Here is a 21,014-nt window from a genome sequence, read left to right on the forward strand (position 1 = left end):
TGCATGAAACGTATTGCTATTACCGAGCGCCCGGACTGGCGTGAAAAAGCGACCGAGTTCGGTTTCCGTTTCCACACCATGTACGGCGAGCCGTACTGGTGTGAAGACGCCTATTACCAGTTCACGCTGGCGCAGATTGAAGAGATCGAAAGCGCCACCGCCGAGCTGCACCAGATGTGTCTGCAGGTGGTGGAAAAAGTGGTCGGCAGCGACGAGCTGATGGCCAAGTTCTGCATCCCGAAACACACTTGGGAGTTCGTGCGCAGTTCGTGGCGCACCAATCAGCCGTCGCTGTATTCGCGTCTCGATCTGGCCTACGACGGCGTTAACCCGCCGAAGCTGCTGGAGAACAACGCCGATACGCCAACCTCGCTGTATGAGGCGGCCTTCTTCCAGTGGCTGTGGCTGGAAGACCAGATCAACGCCGGCAAGTTGGATCCGGAATCGGATCAGTACAACAGCCTGCAGGAGAAGCTGATCGAGCGTTTCGCCGAACTGAAAGCGCATCATGGCTTCGGCCTGTTGCACCTGGCGTGCTGCCAGGACAGCGAAGAAGATCGCGGCACGGTGCAATATCTGCAGGACTGCGCGCAGGAAGCCGGTCTGCCGACCGAGTTCCTGTTCATGGAAGAGATTGGCCTCGGCGAGAAAGGCCAGTTTACCGATCTGCAGGATCAGGTGATTGGCAACCTGTTCAAGCTCTACCCGTGGGAATTCATGCTGCGCGAGATGTTCTCCACCAAGCTGGAAGACGCCGGCGTGCGCTGGCTGGAGCCGGCCTGGAAGAGCATCATCTCCAACAAAGCGCTGCTGCCGCTGCTGTGGGAAATGTTCCCGAACCACCCGAATCTGTTGCCGGCTTATTTCGCGCAAGACGATCATCCGCCGATGGATCATTACGTCACCAAGCCGCTGTTCTCACGCGAAGGCGCCAATATCCAGATCGTCGAAAACGGTCAGGAAGTGGCGCGTGTGGACGGACCTTATGGTGAAGAAGGCATGATCGTGCAGCAGTTCCACCCGCTGCCGAAGTTTGAAGACAGCTACACGTTGATCGGCAGCTGGCTGGTGAACGATCAGCCTTGCGGTATCGGCCTGCGCGAAGATCGCGAACTGATCACGCAGGATCTGTCGCGCTTCTATCCGCACACCATCCTCGGCTGATCGCCCCGCCGAAGACAAAAACGCCAGTCTCTGACTGGCGTTTTTCTTTAGCCCACCTGCACCGACAGCATGCTCAGCGCTCCCATTTCGATACCGTCGATCGGCACGCTAATGGCCTCTTTGCCATCCCAACCGCCAAGCACGTACAGCAACGGCAGATAGTGTTCCGGCGTCGGATTCGACAGCGCTGCCCCCTCATGGCGCATGAAATCCACCAGCGGATGGTTATCGCCCCGATAACGCAGGTTATCCCGGACAAAGTTATTGAACGATTCCGCCCACGGGTAGGCGCTGGTATCGCCCTGCCATTTCACCATGCGCAGGTTGTGCACCACGTTGCCGCTGGCGACGATCATCACCCCCTCATCGCGCAGCGCCGCCAGTTTGCGCCCCAGCTCATAGTGATAGGCCGCCGGCTGCGTGCCGTCGACGCTGAGCTGCACCACCGGGATGTCAGCATTGGGGTACATCTTGATCAACACGCCCCAGGTTCCGTGATCCAACCCCCACTCACCGAGATCGGCCGTCACCGGCACAGGCGCCAGCATGCGCTGCAACTGCGCAGCCAGCGCGGGAGAACCTGGCGCCGGATAACGGGTATCAAACAGCGCCTGCGGGAACCCGCCGAAGTCGTGAATGGTTTTGGGTTTTTCCATCGCGGTGACCGCAGTGCCGCGGGTATACCAGTGCGCGGAAACCGCCACGATCGCCTTCGGGCGCGGCAATGACTCACCCAACGCACGCCATGCTCGGGTGTAGCGGTTGTCTTCCAGCACGTTCATCGGGCTACCGTGGCCAAGAAACAGTGCCGGCATACGAGAGGTGTTCATAGGGAGATCCTTAGTTCAAATTGTGCTATGCCGCTACATTACGCGCTTTGCCGCGCCAACACAGCCGGATAACCGTGATGAAGATATTCAATAAATTTGAATTAAAAGCGGAGGAATGCACCGGCAGACAGAAAGATAAAAAATTAATATATTTCAATAGATTAATAAGATCAGTGAATGCCATGACATTACTGCCACACAGATCTAATTTGTGAATAATTTATGTATTTTTTGTTAACGCAATCTATACACTCCTCCTCTGCCGACGGGAGCAGGCAACCCCGCCGCGCGATGGGAATTACGTCTCACCAAGGAGGAATTCATGTTCAGACTCACACTGGCAACCCGCCTGGCGCTTTCCATATCCTTGCTCACCGGCTGGACGTCCCCCGCCGGCGCGGCGGACAACGGGCTGCTGACGCAGCGCGAAGATCCTTACTTCCTTCAGGCGCAAGCTCAGCTGCAACAGCGGCTGAAACAGACGCCAAACACCAACCGCGCCAAAAACGTCATTCTGGTGGTCGGCGACGGCATGGGGTTTTCCACCGTGACCGCCGCCCGCATTTTTGAAGGGCAGCAGCGCGGCGTGGACGGCGAATCCAACGTGCTGGCCTGGGAGGCCTTCCCCTATCTGGCGGCGGCCAAAACCTACTCCGCCGACGCCCAAATCACCGACTCCGCGCCCAGCGCGGTGGCGATGACCACCGGCGTCAAAACCATCAACGATCTGATGGGCCTCAACCATACGGCCACCCTCAACAATTGTGAGGATCAGCAAACCAAGACCGTCACCACGCTGTGGGAGATGGCCGCAACGCTCGGCATGGCCACCGGCGCCGTGACGACCGCCACCATCACCCACGCCACGCCGGGCGCGACCTATGCCCATATCGCCAACCGCGATTGGGAATCCGACGCCAAAATGCCGGCAGCGGCTCTGGCCGCAGGCTGCCGCGATATCGCGCGCCAGCTGGTGGAAATGAAGTACGGCAACGGCCTTAACGTGGCGATGGGCGGCGGGCGCGCCAACTTCCTGCCCGATAGCGTGAGCGATCCGGAACACCCCGGCAAGAAAGGCGCCAGAAAGGATGGCCGCGATCTGACGCAGGCCTGGCTGCAACGCTATGGCGAGCGCGGGCAATACGTCTGGAATCAGGCGCAGTTCGACAAAATCGAACCGGGTAAGGTCGATCATCTGCTGGCCCTGTTCGAGCCGTCGCACATGAACTTCGAGCACGATCGGCGGCAAGACGCGGCGGGAGAGCCTTCGCTGGCGGAAATGACCGGCAAGGCCATCGATATTCTGGCCAGGAATCCCGAAGGCTACCTGCTGTTGGTGGAGGGCGGACGCATCGATCACGGTAGCCACAACGGTAACGCCTACCGCACGCTGAGCGACGCGGTCGCCCTGAACGAGGCGGTGAAAACCATCGTCGACAAGGTCAATCTGGACGAAACCCTGGTGATCGTGACCGGCGATCACAGCCACACGTTGACCATCGCCGGCTATGCCAAGCGGGGTAATCCTATCCTCGGCATTTCCGTCGGCGTCGACGGCAAACCGCGGCTGGGCAGCGACGGCAAGCCTTACACCACCGTCGGCTTCGCCAATGGCCCCGGCGGCACGATCCCGCTGACCGAACGCCCGACATTGACCATGGAACAGGCCACCGCGCCCGACTTTATTCAGCCGGCGCTGGTGCCGCTGAAAAGCGAGACCCACGGCGGGGAAGATCTCGGCATCTACGCCATCGGCCCCTGGGCCCATCTGTTCCAGGGTACGGTGGAAGAGAACTACACCTTCCACGTGATGAATTACGCCAGCCGCATCGGCGAACGCCTGTCAGAACGATAGCCACAAAAAAGCCGCGTTACGCGGCTTTTTTTATCGTTGAAAGCGACCGGCTATCAGCTGGCCTTTTTCTCGTGCGCCTGGCGGTAGGCCACCAGATCCTCGATGGTCAGCACCACCATGTCGTGCTGTTTGGCGAAGGCGATCACTTCCGGCGCGTGCGCCATGCTGCCATCGTCGTTGGTCAGTTCACACAGCACGCCGGCAGGTTTGAAACCGGCCATGGAAACCAGATCGATGGTCGCTTCGGTGTGGCCGCGACGGCTCAGCACGCCGCCCGGCTGCGCGCGCAGCGGGAACACGTGGCCCGGACGGTTCAGGTCGCTCGGCTTGGCGCTGTCTGCCACCGCCGCACGGATGGTGGTCAGGCGATCGGAAGCGGAAACCCCGGTGGTCACGCCCTGCGCCGCTTCGATGGTCACGGTGAAGGCGGTCTGGAACTGGCTGGAGTTGTTGGTCACCATCATCGGCAGCTCAAGCTGCTGACGGCGTTCTTCGGTGATGCACAGGCACACGATACCGCTGCCGTGGCGAATGGTCAGCGCCATCTGCTCAACGGTCATGGTTTCCGCGGCGAAGATCATGTCACCTTCGTTTTCACGGTTTTCATCATCGAGCACCATTACGCCGCGCCCGTTGCGCAGTGCGTCAATCGCGCGTTCAACGCGTTCTGTCGGCGTGCCGAAGTCTGAAAGTAGCGTCTGATTCATGGTAAAAAACCTCATTAAAAATTATGGATTACCAGAACCAGGGCGATCTTGAGGAGTAGCTAACAATAGCTAAAAAAATAACGCAAGCGGGCGCAAGCCCGGCAGATACCGTTACTCTCTCCCATCCGGACTATAACCGTCGGCCCCGGAATTGCACCGGATCTGCTGACCTCTAACCGGCCTTTACAGGCTGGCTGAGCGCTCGCGGGCTTTCACCGTAGAAGGTGATTTACCGCCGGTGGGGACTTTCACCCCGCCCTGAGAATAAGCAGGATGACTATAACGCTAATGGGTAGACAGGGCAATTGGCAAAAGCACAATTCGGCCACGCGCGGCGAATGCGCTTAATGGTGTTTATCCGGCGGGCAACTCGCATTACACTAAGCGGCAGCAATTAAACTCTGAAAGGGATACGCCATGATTGACCCGAAAAAAATCGAACAAATCGCACGCCAGGTTCATGAGTCCATGCCTAAAGGCGTTCGTGAATTCGGGGAAGACGTTGAGAAAAAAATCCGTCAGGTGCTGCAGTCGCAGCTGACCCGCCTGGATTTGGTTAACCGCGAAGAGTTCGACGTGCAAACTCAGGTGCTGTTGCGCACCCGCGAAAAGCTGGCGCTGTTGGAACAGCGCCTGGCCGAGCTGGAAAGCAAGCTGAGCGCGGCACCGGCAGCCAAGCAGGAAGACGAATAAATTCCCGCCAAGGGCGCGCACCTGAACCGCGCGCCCTTGTTCTTTCGGTCGCCCGGCGTTAGCCGCGCCCGTCTTTGATCGCTTTGATGATGTTGGTGGTCGACAGCCCGTCTTCAAAGTTCAACACTTTGACATCGCCGCCGTTGGCCCACACTTCCGCACTGCCGGCAATCTCTTCCGGTTTGTAATCGCCGCCCTTCACCAGCAGATCCGGCAAGATGTCGGCGATCAAGCGCTGCGGCGTGTCCTCTTCGAAAGGCACCACCCAATCCACCGCTTCCAGCGCGCCCAGCACGATCATGCGATTCTCCAGCGCGTTGACCGGGCGTTTTTCCCCTTTCAGGCGTTTGGTCGAGGCGTCGCTGTTCACCGCCACGATCAGGCGGTCGCCCAGCTTGCGGGCGTTGGCCAGATAGGAGACGTGGCCGGCGTGCAGAATGTCGAAAATGCCGTTGGTCATCACCACTTTCTCGCCGCGCTGACGCGCCTGAGCAACAGCGGTTTTCAACTGCGCTTCGGTCATCACGCCAAAGCCGGTTTCGGCCCGGCCGCGCACCGCGTTCTCCAGCTCGATTGGCGACACGGTAGAGGTACCGAGCTTACCCACCACCACGCCGGCGGCGGCGTTGGCCAGGAAGCAGGACTCTTCCAGCGAATTGCCGGCGGCCAGCGAAGCGGCCAAGACGCCGATCACGGTGTCGCCGGCGCCGGTCACATCGAACACTTCCTGCGCCTGGGTCGGCAGGTGCAGCGGCTCAACGCCAGGCTGCAGCAGCGTCATGCCGTGTTCGGAACGGGTGACCAACAGCGCCGACAGCTCGAAATCCGCCACCAGCTTCATGCCGCGCGCCACCAGTTCCGCCTCATCCTTGCAGTGGCCCACCACCGCTTCGAACTCGGACAGGTTCGGCGTCAGCAGCGTCGCGCCGCGATAGCGCTCGAAGTCAGAGCCTTTCGGATCGATCAGCACCGGCACCTTGGCGGCGCGCGCCAGTTGGATCATGCCCTGCACCTGGCTGAGCGCGCCCTTGGCGTAATCGGACAGCACCAGCGCGCCGATCTGCGGCAGCGCCTGCTGAATGCGCTCCAGCATCGGCTGCGGATCGACGTTGGAGAAGCCTTCTTCGAAGTCGAGACGGATCAGCTGCTGGTTGCGCGACAGCACGCGCAGCTTGGTGATGGTCGGATGGGTCGGCACCGAGACGAAGTCACAGCGCACGTTGACTTCATTCAGCTTGGCGCTCAGCGCCCGCGCCGCATCGTCGATGCCGGTCAGGCCCACCAGGCGGGAATTGGCGCCCAGCGAAGCGATGTTCATGGCCACGTTAGCCGCGCCGCCGGGACGCTCTTCGATGGTGTCGACCTTGACCACCGGCACCGGGGCTTCCGGTGAGATGCGGCTGGTCGGCCCATACCAATAGCGATCCAACATGACGTCACCGACCACCAGCACACCGGCGCGGCGAAAATCAGGCAGCGTAACTTTCATCCGATAACTCCAAAAAAGAACAAAATTTTAGTGGCGCAGATATTACCACAGACCGCCGGAATACCCGCAAAAAGGTATTAATCCAGCCATTTGGCCCAGCTGGCGCGCACCTGCTCGCGCTCGGCGGTGAACAGCTCGCTGCCGACCTTGCCGGAATGCTCCTGCAGCGCCAGATGGTGGATCTCGTCGCGCATGGTGACATAGGCCTGGGTCAGCGCGCGCGCTTCCTCTTCCGGCATGATGTCGTAATTGGCCATCAGCTCGAAGATGCGCACGTTGTCCGACCAACGCGTCAGCCGCGGTTCACCCGGCGCATAGCGTAAGACCAGATATTGGGCGATAAATTCGATGTCGGTAATGCCGCCCTCATCGGTTTTGATATCAAACAGATCGCGCTGCTTGTTGCCGAGATGGTTGCGCATCTTTTCGCGCATCTCGCGCACTTCGCGCTTCAGGGTCTCCGCATCACGCGTTTTGCACAGGATTTCGCGCCGAATCGCGTCGAACTGCTGGTGCAGCGCCGGGTCGCCATGCACGATGCGCGCGCGCACCAGAGCCTGATGCTCCCAGGTCCAGGCTTCGTTTTGCTGGTAATCGGCGAACGCCTCGACGGTGCTGACCAGCATCCCCGCGGCGCCGGAAGGCCGCAGACGCGCGTCCACCTCATACAGAATGCCGGAGGAAGTGCGGGTGCTGAACAGATGCATCACCCGCTGCGCCAGCCGCAGGTAGAACTGGCGGCCGTCGATGCAGCGATCGCCGTCGGTCATCACCTCCGGCGGGCAATCCAGCAGGAACACCAGATCGAGATCGGAACTGTAACCCAGCTCCCAGCCGCCCAGCTTGCCGTAGCCGATCACCGCAAAGCCGCGCCCTTCGCGCTCCTGCAGATGGGTCGGCTGGCCGTAGCGCGCCACCATGTCGCTCCAGGCCTGTTGCACCACCGCGTCGATGATCGCCTCCGCCAGATAAGTCAGGTGGTCGCTCACTTTCATCACCGGCAGCGCGCCGGCGATATCCGCTGCGGCGATGCGCAGCTGCTGCGCCTGTTTGAACTGGCGCAGCGCCTCCAGCTTTTGCTCTTCGTCGTCTTCCGGCACCCGCAGCAGGTACTGGCGCAGCTCGCTGCGGTAGGCGTCCAGCGCCACCGGCTGATACAGCGTGGCCGGATCCAGCAGTTCGTCCAGCAACAGCGGGTAGCGCGACAGTTGGTTGGCAACCATCGGCGAAGCGGCGCACAGACGGATCAGATGGCTGAGCGCCGCGTGGTACTCCACCAGCAGCTCGAGGTAAGTGGTGCGGGTGACGATGCTGAGCAGCAGCTGCGCCAGCCGCACCAGCGCGGTCGGCGCGTCCTGGCGCGGGCACACCTCTGCCAGCAGGCGCGGCATCAGCTGATCGAGCACGTCGCGGCCGCGCGGGCCGATGGTGCGCTTGTCGACGTCATGGCGGAAATCGGCGATGGTGCGCAGCATCTGTCGGCGCCCCTCTTCGTCCAGGTGCGGCGTCAGCGGCGCCAGCTCATTTTCCTCCAGCGCGTCCTGCCACAGGCTGTGATAGTGCTGGTAGTCGGGATCTTCGCCGACATCCGGGCTATCGTCGCCGATCAGATCGTCGAACACCGCCCGCACCGCCTGCATGTGCACCTCCAGCGTCGCCATCAGCGCCGGCCAATCCGCCAGCCCCATGCCGTAGGCCAGCCGCGCCTGGTCGAGCGCATCCTGCGGCAGCGTCTGGGTTTGCTGATCGCCGATCGCCTGCAGCAGATTCTCCAGCCGCCGCAGGAACAGGTAGGCGGCGCTCAGCGCCCGCACCTGCTCGGCCTCCAGCAGCCCCAGCTCCCCCACCGCCTGCAGCGTCGGCAGCAGCGAACGCCCCTGCAGCGCCGGCTCGCGGCCGCCGCGGATCAGCTGGAATACCTGGGTGATGAATTCGATTTCGCGAATGCCGCCGGCGCCCAGCTTGATGTTGTCCTTCAGGCCGCGCCGCCGCACTTCACGGGCGATCATGCCCTTCATGTTGCGCAAAGACTGGATGACGCTGAAATCGATATAGCGACGGAACACGAACGGCCGCAGCGTTTTGCGCAGCTCCTGGCTGTAGGCGTCTTCCGCCCCTCCCATCAGGCGCGCCTTCACCATCGCATAGCGCTCCCAGTCGCGCCCCTGTTCCTGATAGTAGTCTTCCAGCGCCGCGAAGCTCATCACCAATGGGCCGCTGTCGCCGAACGGCCGCAGCCGCATGTCGACGCGATAGACGAAGCCGTCGATGGTCTGCTGATCCAGCGCCTTGATCAGCCGCTGGCCCAGGCGGGTGAAGAACTGGGCATTGTCCAGCTCGCGCCGCCCGCCCTGGGTCTGGCCGTTTTCCGGATAAGCGAAGATCAGATCGATATCCGACGAGAAATTCAGCTCGCCGCCGCCCAGCTTGCCCATGCCGAGGATCAGCAGCGGCTGCGGCTCACCGGCGGCGTTGCACGGCGTGCCCCACTCGCGGCAGCAGGTTTGGTACAGCCAGTCGCGCGCGCTGACGATCAGCGTCTCTGCCAGCCCGCTCAGCTGCAGCAGCGTTTCTTCGGTCGAACACAGCCCCTGCGCCTGCGCCCAGGCAATGCGCACCAGCGTTTCACGGCGAAACAGACGCAGCGTGCGCATCAGCTGCGCCTCATCGCGCACCTCTTCCAGCTCGTCCTGCAGCCAGGCGGCATAGTGTTGCCACTCGCCGGGCGCCGGCGGCTGTTCGCGCAGCGTCGCCAGCCAGGCCGGCTGGGCGAGCAGTGCGTCGCTGACGAAGTCGCTCGACGCCAGCACCCACTGCTCCTGCTCGCTAAAGGCGCTGTCCGCACCGTGAACTTCCTGAAAACGCTGCACAACCTGCTGTGCCTGAGCCTGTAACGCGGCTGAAAATGGCGACATAGTGTATGACCCGTTCTGCGGCCCACGGCTGGCGGGCCGGCTTGATTAACGAAGCGCGCCGTTTAACCAGAATGGCGCATGCGATAAGGCCTGTTTGCGGCTGGCTTCATACCAGCCCTGGCGGCGCTCGCTCAGCGCCGCCTGCAGTTCGCGCCAGGCCTCGATGTAAGGCCCGGTCTGCTCGTCGGGGTAAGCGCCCGACAGCAGGACCAGCGCCGAAATCTGACGCGTCAGGCGCGGCAATTGTTCCTGATATTCATCTTCGTTCAGCGTACGGCTGAAGGCCTCTTTCAACTCCGCGCCGCTGCGCCCCAGCATGATGTCGCTGAAGCGTTTGAAAGAACCGTCCAGCTTGGCCTGCCCTTTGGCGTCGATAAACGGCCGCCAGGCGCCGCTCACCAGCCATGATGTGAGCGCTAACTTACATTGCAGGTAGGCCGCGCTGTAGCACAGGCTCTCTGGTTGCGCGGATTTGTCCGCCAACAGCGGCTCGAGCTCGGTCAGGCGGGCGCGCAGATCGGCGCTGGCCTTGCGCGGCACCAGGCCGCCGAAGATCACCAGCGCCTGGCGGATCGTGCCGACCGCCTCAATCACCGAAGCGCGCGCCTGCGCGTCGCCGCGCAGCCATAGCTCTTCATGGTACTGCCAGTGGCTCAGCGCCAGCTCGAAGGCGGCGATCATCCCCTGTTCGACGGTCGCCTTCGCCGCCGGCTTCAGCACCTGCAGCGGGCGCACCTCGCGCGGCGGATTGCCCTGCGCCAGGTGGTAACCGCGCGCCGCCTTGCTCAGGCTGCCCTGACGCAGCCCGTCGTACGCCGCCAGCTCACCGGCCAACGCCAGCAGATCGGCGGTATTGCCTTTCAGCAGCTCCAGCTCGATCTCGCTCAAGGCTTCGCTGAGATCACCGGCGCGCACCTCGCCCTGATCCAGGCCAATCTCTATCTCGCTTTGGCCGTAAGTAACCACCCACTTCTCACGCACGAAATCGGTACGGAACAGCGGTTGCAACGCCTGCTGCAACGCTGCGATATCGCAATCCTGCGGCCAAATGTCGGCAGGAAACTGCGCCAGCGCCAGCTGCGGCTCGGCGATAGCGACATTGTATTCCGGGCGCTGGTGCAGGCCGCCCACCACTTTACCGGCGGTTTTGATGGTCATCTCATAGCGATCGTCGAAACCGCGAATGCGCAGCCCCATGTCGTGACGGCGCAGGAAGTTGTCGGCCGTTTCGAAGTAAATGTTGGTCAGTTTTTGCGGCGCGGAATGCTGATGCGGCCAGGCGGCGAGCCAGTGTGGCAGAGCGGCCACCGCTTGCGGCGCGGCGATGAATTTCAGTTCAATTTCAACGGTCATAATTCTTTAACACCAATAAGTTATGCATTCACGTCGGTTTCAGCGCGGCGCGTTCGGCCCACCGTATGCTGCCCACTGACGCACAGTTGCCGTTATCTTACCGCGATTCCCGGCGCCTTAACCCTGCTAACTGTAGAAAAAACCTGTTACGTTATAAAACACTGCGCAACTCACAGAATCAGCCACAGTAAGATAGTTCTCATTCCGGTTTTGGCGTTGCGTCGTCAGACTGAACCCTCTACTATCGTTCCATAAATTCACCCAGAAACGATGAACTAATGCAGAAATTACGCCTGATTTGCCTTGCCGCGCTGAGCTTCAGCATCACTTGGGCCGCACATGCCGAAGATAAACGCTATATCTCCGATGAGTTAAGCACTTACGTCCATAGCGGCCCAGGTAATCAGTACCGTATTGTCGGCACTCTCAACGCCGGTGAAGAAGTGACCCTGCTGAGCGTCAACGACAGCACCAACTACGGCCAGATCCGCGATCCGAAAGGCCGCACCACCTGGATCCCGCTCGACCAGCTCAGCCAGACACCAAGCCTGCGCACCCGCGTGCCCGAACTGGAACAGCAGGTGAAAACCCTGACCGACAAGCTGGCCAACATCGACAACACCTGGAACCAGCGTACCTCGGAAATGCAGGAAAAAGTCGCGGGCAGCGACAGCACCATCAGCAGCCTGCAGAAGGAAAACCAGGATCTGAAAAACCAGCTGGTGGTCGCGCAGAAGAAGGTCAACGCCGTTAACCTGCAGCTCGACGACAAGCAGCGCACCATTATCCTGCAGTGGTTCATGTACGGCGGCGGCGTCGCCGGCGTCGGTTTGCTGCTGGGCCTGCTGTTGCCGCACCTGATCCCGCGCCGCAAGAACAACAACCGCTGGATGAACTGATCTCAGTATCGTTCAGTTTGAGTATGGGCGCCTGCGGGCGCCCTTTTCATTGGCGCCGACATCCCGCGGCCAATTCATGTAATCTGATAGACAGAGCCTTACACGATATTCAGGAGTCAACAGTGCAGATTTATCTGGTCGGCGGCGCCGTTCGCGACAGCCTGCTCAATATTCCGGTGGTCGATCATGATTGGGTGGTGGTGGGCGCCACGCCGGCAGAGCTGCTGGCGTTGGGCTACCAGCAGGTCGGTAAAGATTTTCCGGTGTTCCTCAACCCCGACTCCCACGAGGAGTACGCGCTGGCGCGCACCGAGCGCAAATCCGGCCAGGGGTACACCGGTTTTACCTGCTATGCCGCGCCGGACGTGACGCTGGAAGAAGATCTGCTGCGGCGCGATCTGACCATCAACGCCATCGCCCGCTCCGCCGAAGGAGAGCTGATTGATCCTTACGGCGGCGTGGCCGATCTGCAGGCGCGCGTGCTGCGCCACGTTTCCGACGCGTTCGGCGAAGATCCGCTGCGCGTATTGCGCGTGGCGCGATTCAATGCCCGCTTCGCCCATCTGGGTTTTCGCATCGCCGACGAAACGCTCGCCCTGATGCGCCAGATGGCGCACAGCGGTGAACTGGCCGCGCTGACCGCCGAACGCGTCTGGAAGGAAACCGAAAAGGCGCTGCAAAGCCAGAGCCCGCAGGTGTATTTTCAGGTGCTGCGCGATTGCGGTGCGCTGGCGGTGCTGTTCCCGGAAATCGATGCGCTGTTCGGCGTGCCGGCTCCCGCCAAGTGGCACCCGGAGATCGACACCGGCGTACACACGCTGATGGCGTTGGCGATTGCCGCCCGCCTCACGCCGGAGGTGGACGTGCGCTTCGCCACCCTGTGCCACGATCTCGGCAAAGGATTGACGCCGAAAGAGTTCTGGCCGCATCACCACGGCCACGGCCCGGCGGGCGTGCGGCTGGTCGAAGCGCTGTGCCAGCGGCTGCGGGTGCCCAACCCGGTACGGGATTTGAGCAAGCTGGTGGCCGAGTACCATGATTTGATCCACACCGTGAACAAGCTGCGTCCGGAGACCCTGTTGAAGCTGTTCGACGCCATCGACGTCTGGCGCAAACCGCAACGGCTGGAGCAGATGATCCTGACCAGCGAAGCGGATGCGCGCGGCCGCACCGGCTTTGAGGAGAATCCTTATCCGCAGGGCGACTATCTGCGCCAGGCGTATCAGGTGGCGAACGCGGTATCTATTAAAGAAGTGGTAGCCAGCGGGCTGCAGGGCACCGCGATCCGCGACGAGCTCAAACGCCGTCGCCAGCAGGCGCTGGCCGACTGGAAGCTCAATCAAACCATCCTCAACGATCAGGCATAAAAAAACCCCGCAGAGCGGGGTTTTTTCCTGGCATCGGGCTTACAGGAATACCATGTAAACCACGGCCGCCACGATAAAGCGGTAGATGGCGAACGGCACGAACGAGATGCGTTTGATCAGCGACAGGAAGGTTTTGATCGCAATCAGCGCCACTACGAAGGCAGTAACGAAACCGACGGCGAACATCGGCAGGTCGCCCCAGGTCAGGAAGTGCAGGCTCTTATACAGATCCAGACCGCTGGCGCCTATCATCATTGGCACCGCCAAAATGAAGGAGAACTCGGACGCCGCATAGCGGTTCACGCCCACCAGCATACCGCCGGCGATAGTGGAACCCGAACGGGAGAAGCCCGGCCACAGCGCCAGGCACTGGAAGCAACCGATCAAAAACGCCTGCCGGTAGGTGATGTCATCCAGCCCTTCCGCACGCGGTTTCTTCGGCTTCAGCCATTCCGCCGTTAACAACAGCAGGCCGCCGACCACCAACGCGTACATCACGTTTTTCGGCGCGAACAGCGATTTAATGACATCGTGGAATATCAACCCCAGCACCACCGCCGGGATCATCGCCAACAGGATGTGCCCCAGCTTCAGCCGGCCGTGGGTTTTGCCCTCGTGCTCCACCGGCTTGCCGCCGAAATGGATGCCGATCAGGCCGAACAACCGGCGCCAGAACATCACTACCACCGCCAGGATCGACCCCAGTTGGATGATGACTTCAAAGGTCTTGGCTTTGTCGCCGGTAAAGCCCAGCCACTCGCCAACGATGATCATATGCCCGGTGGAAGACACCGGCAGAAATTCGGTTAATCCCTCGACAACCCCAAGAACAAACGCAATAAACAGTGAATGCATGTCCGTCATGTGCTTCGCTCACCCCATAAATTTGCGACTAACATAAACATAAAAAAGCGGCAGTGCTTAAAGACAATGCCGCTAAAACAATTCTCAGGATTAAGACCAGCTTAACGGTCTTTCGTTGCAAGCAGATGACATAAAATCATGCGGGACGAGTGCCGCGCTCAATGATCACGCCGACCCGATTGGCATGTGCTACAGCGCCCGGTTTGCTGACCTTAATACGGACCCACGGGGAATTGAAGCGCTGAAGCAAAATTTCGGATATTTCCTCCGCCACGCGTTCCACCAGCGCGAACCGGTTCGATTCAACGTGCCGGATCACGGCGTCGCTGACGTCGGCATAGCTCAGACAGTCAGTTACGTCGTCGCTGGCGGCGGCCGGCCGGTTATCCCAGCCCATTTCGATATCGAACACCAGCTTCTGACGAATGCCCTGTTCCCACTCATAAACGCCAATGGTGGTAATTACGGTAAGCTCTTCAATAAATACGATATCCATCACGTCATTCTCTGTTTTTGGCCTTGCCGGATACCACTTCCAGCGGAATGTGCGTATTATCCATGGATGTTGCGAGTAAAACGACCATTATTAAACGGAACCGCGTTATGAGTGCTACCGCGCTTGGCATGATTATCTTCGCGTATCTGTGCGGCTCGATTTCCAGTGCGATCCTGGTTTGCCGGATCGCCAGGCTGCCGGATCCGCGTGAACATGGCTCAGGAAACCCCGGGGCGACCAACGTCCTGCGCATCGGCGGCCGGCTGGCGGCGGCGGCGGTGCTGGTGTTCGATATTCTGAAAGGGATGCTGCCGGTATGGCTGGCCTACAAACTCGATGTGCCGCCGCTGTACCTCGGCCTGACGGCGATCGCCGCCTGTCTGGGGCACATCTATCCGGTGTTCTTCCACTTCCGTGGCGGTAAAGGCGTGGCGACGGCATTTGGCGCCATCGCGCCTATCGGCTGGGATCTGACCGGCCTGATGACCGGTACCTGGCTGTTGACGGTGCTGCTCAGCGGTTACTCTTCGCTCGGCGCCATCGTCAGCGCGCTGATCGCCCCGTTCTACGTCTGGTGGTTCAAACCGCAGTTCACCTTCCCGGTAGCGATGCTCTCCTGCCTGATCCTGATGCGGCATCACGACAATATTCAGCGCCTGTGGCGCGGCCAGGAAGGCAAGATTTGGGGCAAGCTGCGCAAGAAGAAAAACGACGCGGATAACGGCGACCAGCCGAAAGACGAATAGCAGAAGGGCCGGATAGTCCGGCCCTTTGTTTTATACCGCAGGCAATTCCGCCAGCGGCCAGCGCGGCCGCACCGAAACGCTCAGCTCCGGGTTGGCGCCGCTCTTCAGGCGCACCATGCCGGCATAGGCGATCATCGCGCCGTTGTCGGTGCAAAATTCCGGGCGGGCATAGAACACTTCCCCACCGCGTTTATGCATCATCTCCGCCAGTTTGGCGCGCAGCGTGCGGTTGGCGCTTACGCCGCCGGCCATCACCAGGCGCTTGAAGCCGGTCTGCTCCAGCGCGCGTTTGCATTTGATCGCCAGCGTATCCACCACCGCATCCTCGAAGGCGCGGGCGATGTCGGCACGCGTCTGATCGTCGTTGCCGTTGGAGCGAATGGTGTTGGCGGCGAAGGTTTTCAGCCCGGAGAAGCTGAAGTCCAGACCCGGACGATCGGTCATCGGCCGCGGGAAGGTGAAGCGCCCCGCCGTGCCCTGCTGCGCCATCTTCGACAGCATCGGCCCGCCGGGATAATCCAGCCCGAGCAGCTTGGCGGTCTTGTCGAACGCTTCGCCGGCCGCGTCGTCGATCGACTCGCCCAGCAGCTCATACTCACCGATGCCGGTGACGCTGATCAGCTGGGTGTGGCCGCCGGAGACCAGCAGCGCGACGAACGGGAATGCCGGCGGATTGTCTTCCAGCATCGGTGCCAGCAGATGGCCTTCCATATGGTGCACCGGCACCGCCGGCACGTTCCAGGCGAACGCCAGCGCGCGCCCGACGGTCGCGCCGACCAGCAGCGCCCCCACCAGGCCCGGCCCGGCGGTGTAGGCCACGCCGTCGATGTCGGCCGGGGTCAGGTTGGCCTCTTTCAGCGCCGCCTGAATCAGCGGCACGGTTTTGCGCACGTGATCGCGGGAGGCCAGTTCCGGCACCACGCCGCCGTAGTCGGCGTGCAGCTTCACCTGGCTGTATAATTGGTTGGCCAACAAACCGGTTTGATCGTCATACACTGCAATTCCGGTTTCATCGCAGGACGTTTCTATACCCAGTACTCGCATTACATTTCCCATCATTCACGTGCGGCCGCCAGTCTACCACATTCCGCCGCATTTACCGCCGGCGCGGCGCATCTTGTCACCGGCTCGCACCTATGTCGATGATTCATGCAGAAAATGCCCAGGCGATTAAACACGAGCATTTTTTTCTGATTAGTCTATAATCAGCGCCCGGTGCAAAATTGCGCACGTTGCGGCAGAGCGACGCGGGTTTCAATTTGCTGTGGTGCTTTACAAAGCAGCATCCATTGGAGTAAAATTCCGCACCATTTTGAAAAGGCTGGCGCTTGGCCAGCAGCAAACCGAATTTTATTGAGGTGAGAGGCACATGCCGGTAATTAAAGTACGTGAAAACGAGCCATTTGACGTTGCTCTGCGTCGTTTCAAACGCTCTTGCGAAAAAGCGGGTGTTTTAGCTGAAGTTCGTCGTCGTGAGTTTTATGAAAAACCAACTACCGAACGTAAACGCGCTAAAGCTTCTGCTGTGAAACGTCACGCGAAGAAACTGGCTCGCGAAAACGCACGCCGCACTCGTCTGTATTAATTCTTCGGGGGCAACCCCACCGCGTGAATTTCTGATTTTCAAAATCGCGCAGACCGAGTAGTTGCATACGAAGGCCGTGCTTTCCGAAAGGAATGCGCGGCTTGTTCTCGTTTATAGGCTAATGAAGTAAGGGCTTATGGCTGGACGAATTCCGCGCGTATTTATCAATGACTTGCTGGCTCGCACCGACATCGTCGATCTGATCGACGCCCGCGTGAAGCTCAAGAAGCAAGGCAAGAACTACCACGCGTGCTGTCCGTTCCACCACGAAAAGACGCCTTCCTTTACCGTTAATGGCGAAAAGCAGTTTTATCACTGTTTTGGGTGTGGTGCGCACGGCAACGCCGTCGACTTTTTGATGAATTACGACCGGCTTGAGTTTGTCGAAACCATCGAAGAGCTGGCGACCATGCACGGGCTGGAAGTGCCTTACGAAGCGGGCACCGGGCCAACCCAGATCGAACGCCATCAGCGCCAGAGCCTGTACCAACTGATGGAGCAGCTCAGCGCGTTCTATCAACAGTCACTGCAGCAGTCCTCCGGGGCACCGGCGTGCAGCTATTTGCAGCAGCGCGGATTAAGTGACGACGTTATTCGCCATTTCGCCATCGGCTTCGCGCCGGCGGGATGGGACAACGCCCTGAAGCGTTTCGGCCGCGACGCCGACTCGCGCCGCGCATTGAACGATGCCGGCATGCTGGTGACTAACGATCAGGGGCGTTCGTACGACCGTTTCCGCGAACGGGTGATGTTCCCCATCCGCGACAAACGCGGGCGCGTGATCGCCTTCGGCGGCCGCGTATTGGGCGATGGCATGCCGAAGTACCTGAACTCGCCGGAAACCGAAGTTTTCCATAAGGGCCGCCAGCTTTACGGCCTGTATGAAGCACAGCAGAACCACCCTACCCTGCAGCGGCTGCTGGTGGTGGAAGGGTATATGGACGTGGTGGCGTTGGCGCAATTCGGCATCGATTATGCCGTCGCCTCGCTCGGAACCTCGACGACGGCTGAACACATTCAGCTGCTGTTCCGCGCCACCGACAACGTCGTCTGCTGTTACGACGGCGACCGCGCCGGCCGCGAAGCGGCATGGCGGGCGTTGGAAACCGCGTTGCCATACCTGAACGACGGGCGCCAGCTGCGGTTCATGTTTTTGCCTGACGGCGAAGACCCGGACACCCTGGTGCGCAAGGAAGGCAAAGAAGCCTTCGAACAGCGAATGGAGCAGGCGCAGCCGCTGTCCACTTTCCTGTTCGAAAGCCTGCTGCCGCAGGTGGATCTGAGCAGCCCGGACGGGCGCGCCAAGCTGAGCACGCTGGCGCTGCCGCTGATTACTCAGGTGCCGGGCGAAACGTTGCGCTTGTACCTGCGCCAGGAGCTCGGCAACAAGCTGGGGCTGCTGGACGACAGCCAGCTCGACAAGCTGATGCCCAAGCAGGCGGAAAATGCGAATCCTTATCAGGCGCCCCAGCTAAAACGCACAACCATGCGTATACTGATAGGGTTACTGGTGCAAAATCCGCAGTTGGCTACACTTATCCCTTCGCTTGAAGGGCTGGAGCAGACCAAACAGGCGGGATTGCCGCTGTTCGTCGAACTGGTGCAGACCTGTTTGGCGCAGCCGGGCCTGACGACCGGGCAATTGCTGGAGTTGTATCGCGACAACAAATTCAGCCAGCAGCTTGAAACCTTGGCGACCTGGAACCATATGATCGTTGAGGATATGGTCGAGCAGACCTTTTTGGATACGTTGGCCAGCCTGTACGACTCGGTGCTCGAGCAACGGCTGGAAACGCTGATCGCCCAGGCCAGAACGCGTGGCCTGAGCCCGGAGGAACGTGAAGAAGTCCGTTCCCTCAACCAGGTTTTAGCGAAGAAAAACTGAATACCAAACGGCTTAAGTGCCGATAATTGCGAGGGCAGAGCCCTGCACAGTGCCGCCATAGTGGGCCGCGGCGATAACGAAAACGCCCCAAATGCTATTGTTGGCGGTTTCGCCGACCGACACCAACCTAAATACTCTGAAGTGTGGATACCGTCTTATGGAGCAAAACCCGCAGTCACAGCTGAAGCTACTTGTCACCCGTGGTAAGGAGCAAGGCTATCTGACCTATGCTGAGGTCAATGACCATCTGCCGGAAGATATCGTCGACTCCGATCAGATCGAAGACATCATCCAGATGATTAACGACATGGGCATCCAGGTGATGGAAGAAGCACCGGACGCCGATGACCTGCTGCTCGCCGAAAACTCGAACAGCACGGACGAAGATGCGGAAGAAGCCGCCGCACAGGTTCTGTCCAGCGTGGAATCCGAAATCGGCCGCACCACCGACCCGGTGCGCATGTACATGCGCGAAATGGGTACCGTCGAACTGCTGACGCGCGAAGGCGAAATCGACATCGCCAAGCGCATCGAAGACGGCATCAACCAGGTGCAGTGCTCGGTTGCCGAATACCCGGAAGCCATTACCTACCTGCTTGAACAGTACGATCGCGTCGAAGCGGGCGAAGCGCGCCTGTCCGACCTGATCACCGGCTTCGTCGATCCTAACGCGGAAGAGGACATCGCCCCAACCGCCACCCACATCGGTTCCGAACTGTCGAGCGAAGAGCAAGACGACGACGAAGAAGATGAGGATGCCGAAGAGGACGACACCGAAGACGACAACAGCATCGATCCTGAGCTGGCGCGTCAGAAGTTCGCCGAACTGCGCGATCAGTATGAAGCGACGCGCTTGGTGATCAAGAAGAACGGCCGCAGCCACGCCAGCGCCGCGGACGAGATCCTGAAGCTGTCCGAAGTGTTCAAGCAGTTCCGCCTGGTGCCGAAACAGTTCGACTTCCTGGTCAACAGCATGCGCACCATGATGGATCGCGTTCGCACCCAGGAACGCATCATCATGAAGCTGTGCGTTGAACAGTGCAAAATGCCGAAGAAAAACTTCGTCACCCTGTTCGCCGGCAACGAAACCAGCGATTCCTGGTTCGAAGCCGCGCTGGCGATGGCCAAGCCATGGTCGGAAAAGCTGAAAGACGTGGCTGAAGACGTGCAGCGCAGCCTGCAGAAACTGCGCCAGATCGAAGAAGAAACCGGCCTGACCATTGAGCAGGTCAAAGACATCAACCGTCGCATGTCGATCGGTGAAGCGAAAGCGCGCCGCGCGAAGAAAGAAATGGTTGAGGCCAACCTGCGTCTGGTTATTTCTATCGCCAAGAAATACACCAACCGCGGCCTGCAGTTCCTGGATCTGATTCAGGAAGGCAACATCGGCCTGATGAAAGCGGTAGACAAGTTCGAATACCGCCGCGGCTACAAGTTCTCGACGTACGCCACCTGGTGGATCCGTCAGGCTATCACCCGCTCCATCGCCGACCAGGCGCGCACCATCCGTATTCCGGTGCATATGATTGAGACCATCAACAAGCTCAACCGTATTTCGCGCCAGATGCTGCAAGAGATGGGCCGCGAGCCGACGCCGGAAGAGCTGGCCGAGCGCATGCTGATGCCGGAAGACAAGATCCGCAAGGTGCTGAAGATCGCCAAAGAGCCAATCTCGATGGAGACGCCGATCGGCGACGACGAAGATTCGCATCTGGGCGACTTCATCGAGGATACCACCCTCGAGCTGCCGCTGGACTCCGCGACCTCGGAAAGCCTGCGTTCCGCCACCCACGACGTGCTGGCCGGCCTGACCGCGCGCGAAGCGAAAGTGCTGCGCATGCGTTTCGGTATCGACATGAACACCGACCACACGCTGGAAGAGGTAGGCAAGCAGTTTGACGTTACCCGTGAGCGTATCCGTCAGATCGAAGCCAAGGCGCTGCGCAAGCTGCGTCACCCAAGCCGCTCCGAAGTGCTGCGCAGCTTCCTGGACGACTAAGTCCGGCTGCCGCAGCAAAAGTAAAAGACCACCTCCTGAGGAGGTGGCTTTACACGACGCCCCCTAAAAGGGGGCCATTTTCGAGTTAATCCTGCAACAGCTCCATCTGCTGTTCGATCTCTTGGTCCTTCTTATCCTGATGCTTCACGTATCGCCTGATAATTTCT

17 protein-coding genes, 1 pseudogene and 1 riboswitch are annotated in these 21,014 nt (G+C 60.3%); of the genes and pseudogenes, 9 read left to right on the top strand and 9 right to left on the bottom strand.

The genetic code is table 11. The annotated features are described in order from the left end of the window. The first annotated feature begins 3 nt into the window (after window positions 1–3). Window positions 4–1,164, top strand: coding sequence for a glutathionylspermidine synthase family protein (locus ACJ8IN_RS21615; protein ID WP_033649062.1), 1,161 nt, complete (start codon window positions 4–6; stop codon window positions 1,162–1,164). A 47-nt stretch (window positions 1,165–1,211) separates the two neighbouring features. Here ACJ8IN_RS21615 and ygiD read toward each other — a convergent pair whose 3' ends face one another. Next, window positions 1,212–1,994 carry a 4,5-DOPA dioxygenase extradiol gene (gene ygiD / locus ACJ8IN_RS21620; RefSeq protein ID WP_161764890.1) on the bottom strand — a complete coding sequence of 261 codons (783 nt, stop codon included), beginning with the start codon at window positions 1,992–1,994 and terminating at the stop codon, window positions 1,212–1,214. Between the two features lie 322 nt (window positions 1,995–2,316). On the opposite strand from ygiD, the gene ACJ8IN_RS21625 reads away from it, so the two are divergent. Continuing rightward, window positions 2,317–3,849 (top strand): alkaline phosphatase, encoded by a 1,533-nt coding sequence (locus ACJ8IN_RS21625; RefSeq protein WP_308326055.1) that lies wholly within the window; start codon window positions 2,317–2,319, stop codon window positions 3,847–3,849. 53 nt (window positions 3,850–3,902) lie between these two features. Here the strand turns inward: ACJ8IN_RS21625 and ribB are convergent, their stop codons facing one another. Next, the gene (gene ribB / locus ACJ8IN_RS21630; protein WP_033636071.1) at window positions 3,903–4,556 is read right to left on the bottom strand and encodes a 3,4-dihydroxy-2-butanone-4-phosphate synthase; all 654 of its coding nucleotides are present in this window, start codon (window positions 4,554–4,556) and stop codon (window positions 3,903–3,905) included. A 109-nt stretch (window positions 4,557–4,665) separates the two neighbouring features. After that, a riboswitch (FMN riboswitch) is annotated at window positions 4,666–4,826 on the bottom strand. 147 nt (window positions 4,827–4,973) lie between these two features. Here ribB and ubiK point away from each other — a divergent pair. After that, window positions 4,974–5,249 carry a ubiquinone biosynthesis accessory factor UbiK gene (gene ubiK, locus ACJ8IN_RS21635; RefSeq protein ID WP_033654817.1) on the top strand — a complete coding sequence of 92 codons (276 nt, stop codon included), beginning with the start codon at window positions 4,974–4,976 and terminating at the stop codon, window positions 5,247–5,249. 58 nt (window positions 5,250–5,307) lie between these two features. On the opposite strand, the gene hldE is transcribed toward ubiK, so the two are convergent. The 3 genes from hldE to ACJ8IN_RS21650 all read right to left on the bottom strand — a co-directional run bounded on the left by hldE (window position 5,308) and on the right by ACJ8IN_RS21650 (window position 11,006). Beyond that, window positions 5,308–6,738 (bottom strand): bifunctional D-glycero-beta-D-manno-heptose-7-phosphate kinase/D-glycero-beta-D-manno-heptose 1-phosphate adenylyltransferase HldE, encoded by a 1,431-nt coding sequence (gene hldE, locus ACJ8IN_RS21640; RefSeq protein ID WP_033636072.1) that lies wholly within the window; start codon window positions 6,736–6,738, stop codon window positions 5,308–5,310. A 77-nt stretch (window positions 6,739–6,815) separates the two neighbouring features. Further along, entirely contained in the window at window positions 6,816–9,653 is a 2,838-nt protein-coding gene (glnE, locus tag ACJ8IN_RS21645; RefSeq protein WP_308326056.1) for a bifunctional [glutamate--ammonia ligase]-adenylyl-L-tyrosine phosphorylase/[glutamate--ammonia-ligase] adenylyltransferase, read from the bottom strand. A 45-nt stretch (window positions 9,654–9,698) separates the two neighbouring features. Next, window positions 9,699–11,006, bottom strand: coding sequence for a CYTH domain-containing protein (locus ACJ8IN_RS21650; protein ID WP_060424557.1), 1,308 nt, complete (start codon window positions 11,004–11,006; stop codon window positions 9,699–9,701). A 278-nt stretch (window positions 11,007–11,284) separates the two neighbouring features. Here ACJ8IN_RS21650 and ACJ8IN_RS21655 point away from each other — a divergent pair, with 278 nt between their 5' ends. Together ACJ8IN_RS21655 and ACJ8IN_RS21660 are read left to right on the top strand one after the other, a co-directional pair. Then, the gene (locus tag ACJ8IN_RS21655) at window positions 11,285–11,905 is read left to right on the top strand and encodes a TIGR04211 family SH3 domain-containing protein (protein ID WP_019453078.1); all 621 of its coding nucleotides are present in this window, start codon (window positions 11,285–11,287) and stop codon (window positions 11,903–11,905) included. 122 nt (window positions 11,906–12,027) lie between these two features. Beyond that, window positions 12,028–13,272: a multifunctional CCA addition/repair protein gene (locus ACJ8IN_RS21660; RefSeq protein WP_033649056.1), complete on the top strand. Its 1,245-nt coding sequence runs from the start codon at window positions 12,028–12,030 to the stop codon at window positions 13,270–13,272. Window positions 13,273–13,311: 39 nt separating this feature from the next. On the opposite strand, the gene bacA is transcribed toward ACJ8IN_RS21660, so the two are convergent. Further along, entirely contained in the window at window positions 13,312–14,136 is an 825-nt protein-coding gene (bacA, locus tag ACJ8IN_RS21665) for an undecaprenyl-diphosphate phosphatase (protein ID WP_041036750.1), read from the bottom strand. Between the two features lie 136 nt (window positions 14,137–14,272). Beyond that, the gene (folB, locus tag ACJ8IN_RS21670; RefSeq protein ID WP_033636077.1) at window positions 14,273–14,632 is read right to left on the bottom strand and encodes a bifunctional dihydroneopterin aldolase/7,8-dihydroneopterin epimerase; all 360 of its coding nucleotides are present in this window, start codon (window positions 14,630–14,632) and stop codon (window positions 14,273–14,275) included. 107 nt (window positions 14,633–14,739) lie between these two features. Between folB and plsY the strand changes: the two genes are divergently transcribed. Continuing rightward, entirely contained in the window at window positions 14,740–15,378 is a 639-nt protein-coding gene (gene plsY, locus ACJ8IN_RS21675) for a glycerol-3-phosphate 1-O-acyltransferase PlsY (protein WP_033636078.1), read from the top strand. A 30-nt stretch (window positions 15,379–15,408) separates the two neighbouring features. On the opposite strand, the gene tsaD is transcribed toward plsY, so the two are convergent. Then, window positions 15,409–16,422 carry a tRNA (adenosine(37)-N6)-threonylcarbamoyltransferase complex transferase subunit TsaD gene (gene tsaD / locus ACJ8IN_RS21680; protein WP_033654813.1) on the bottom strand — a complete coding sequence of 338 codons (1,014 nt, stop codon included), beginning with the start codon at window positions 16,420–16,422 and terminating at the stop codon, window positions 15,409–15,411. Window positions 16,423–16,747: 325 nt separating this feature from the next. Here tsaD and rpsU point away from each other — a divergent pair, with 325 nt between their 5' ends. The 3 genes from rpsU (at window position 16,748) to rpoD (ending at window position 20,847) form a co-directional block, all read left to right on the top strand. Beyond that, entirely contained in the window at window positions 16,748–16,963 is a 216-nt protein-coding gene (gene rpsU / locus ACJ8IN_RS21685; protein WP_001144069.1) for a 30S ribosomal protein S21, read from the top strand. 136 nt (window positions 16,964–17,099) lie between these two features. After that, window positions 17,100–18,848 (top strand): DNA primase, encoded by a 1,749-nt coding sequence (dnaG, locus tag ACJ8IN_RS21690; protein WP_060424558.1) that lies wholly within the window; start codon window positions 17,100–17,102, stop codon window positions 18,846–18,848. A gap of 157 nt (window positions 18,849–19,005) precedes the next feature. Beyond that, entirely contained in the window at window positions 19,006–20,847 is a 1,842-nt protein-coding gene (rpoD, locus tag ACJ8IN_RS21695; protein WP_033636080.1) for an RNA polymerase sigma factor RpoD, read from the top strand. Window positions 20,848–20,932: 85 nt separating this feature from the next. Here rpoD and ACJ8IN_RS21700 read toward each other — a convergent pair. Next, window positions 20,933–21,014: pseudogene (locus ACJ8IN_RS21700) on the bottom strand (IS200/IS605 family transposase); the annotation flags it as partial.

This window comes from Serratia sp. CY31944 (genome assembly GCF_052169175.1).
In the GTDB taxonomy this organism is placed as follows: Bacteria; Pseudomonadota; Gammaproteobacteria; order Enterobacterales; family Enterobacteriaceae; genus Serratia; species Serratia sarumanii.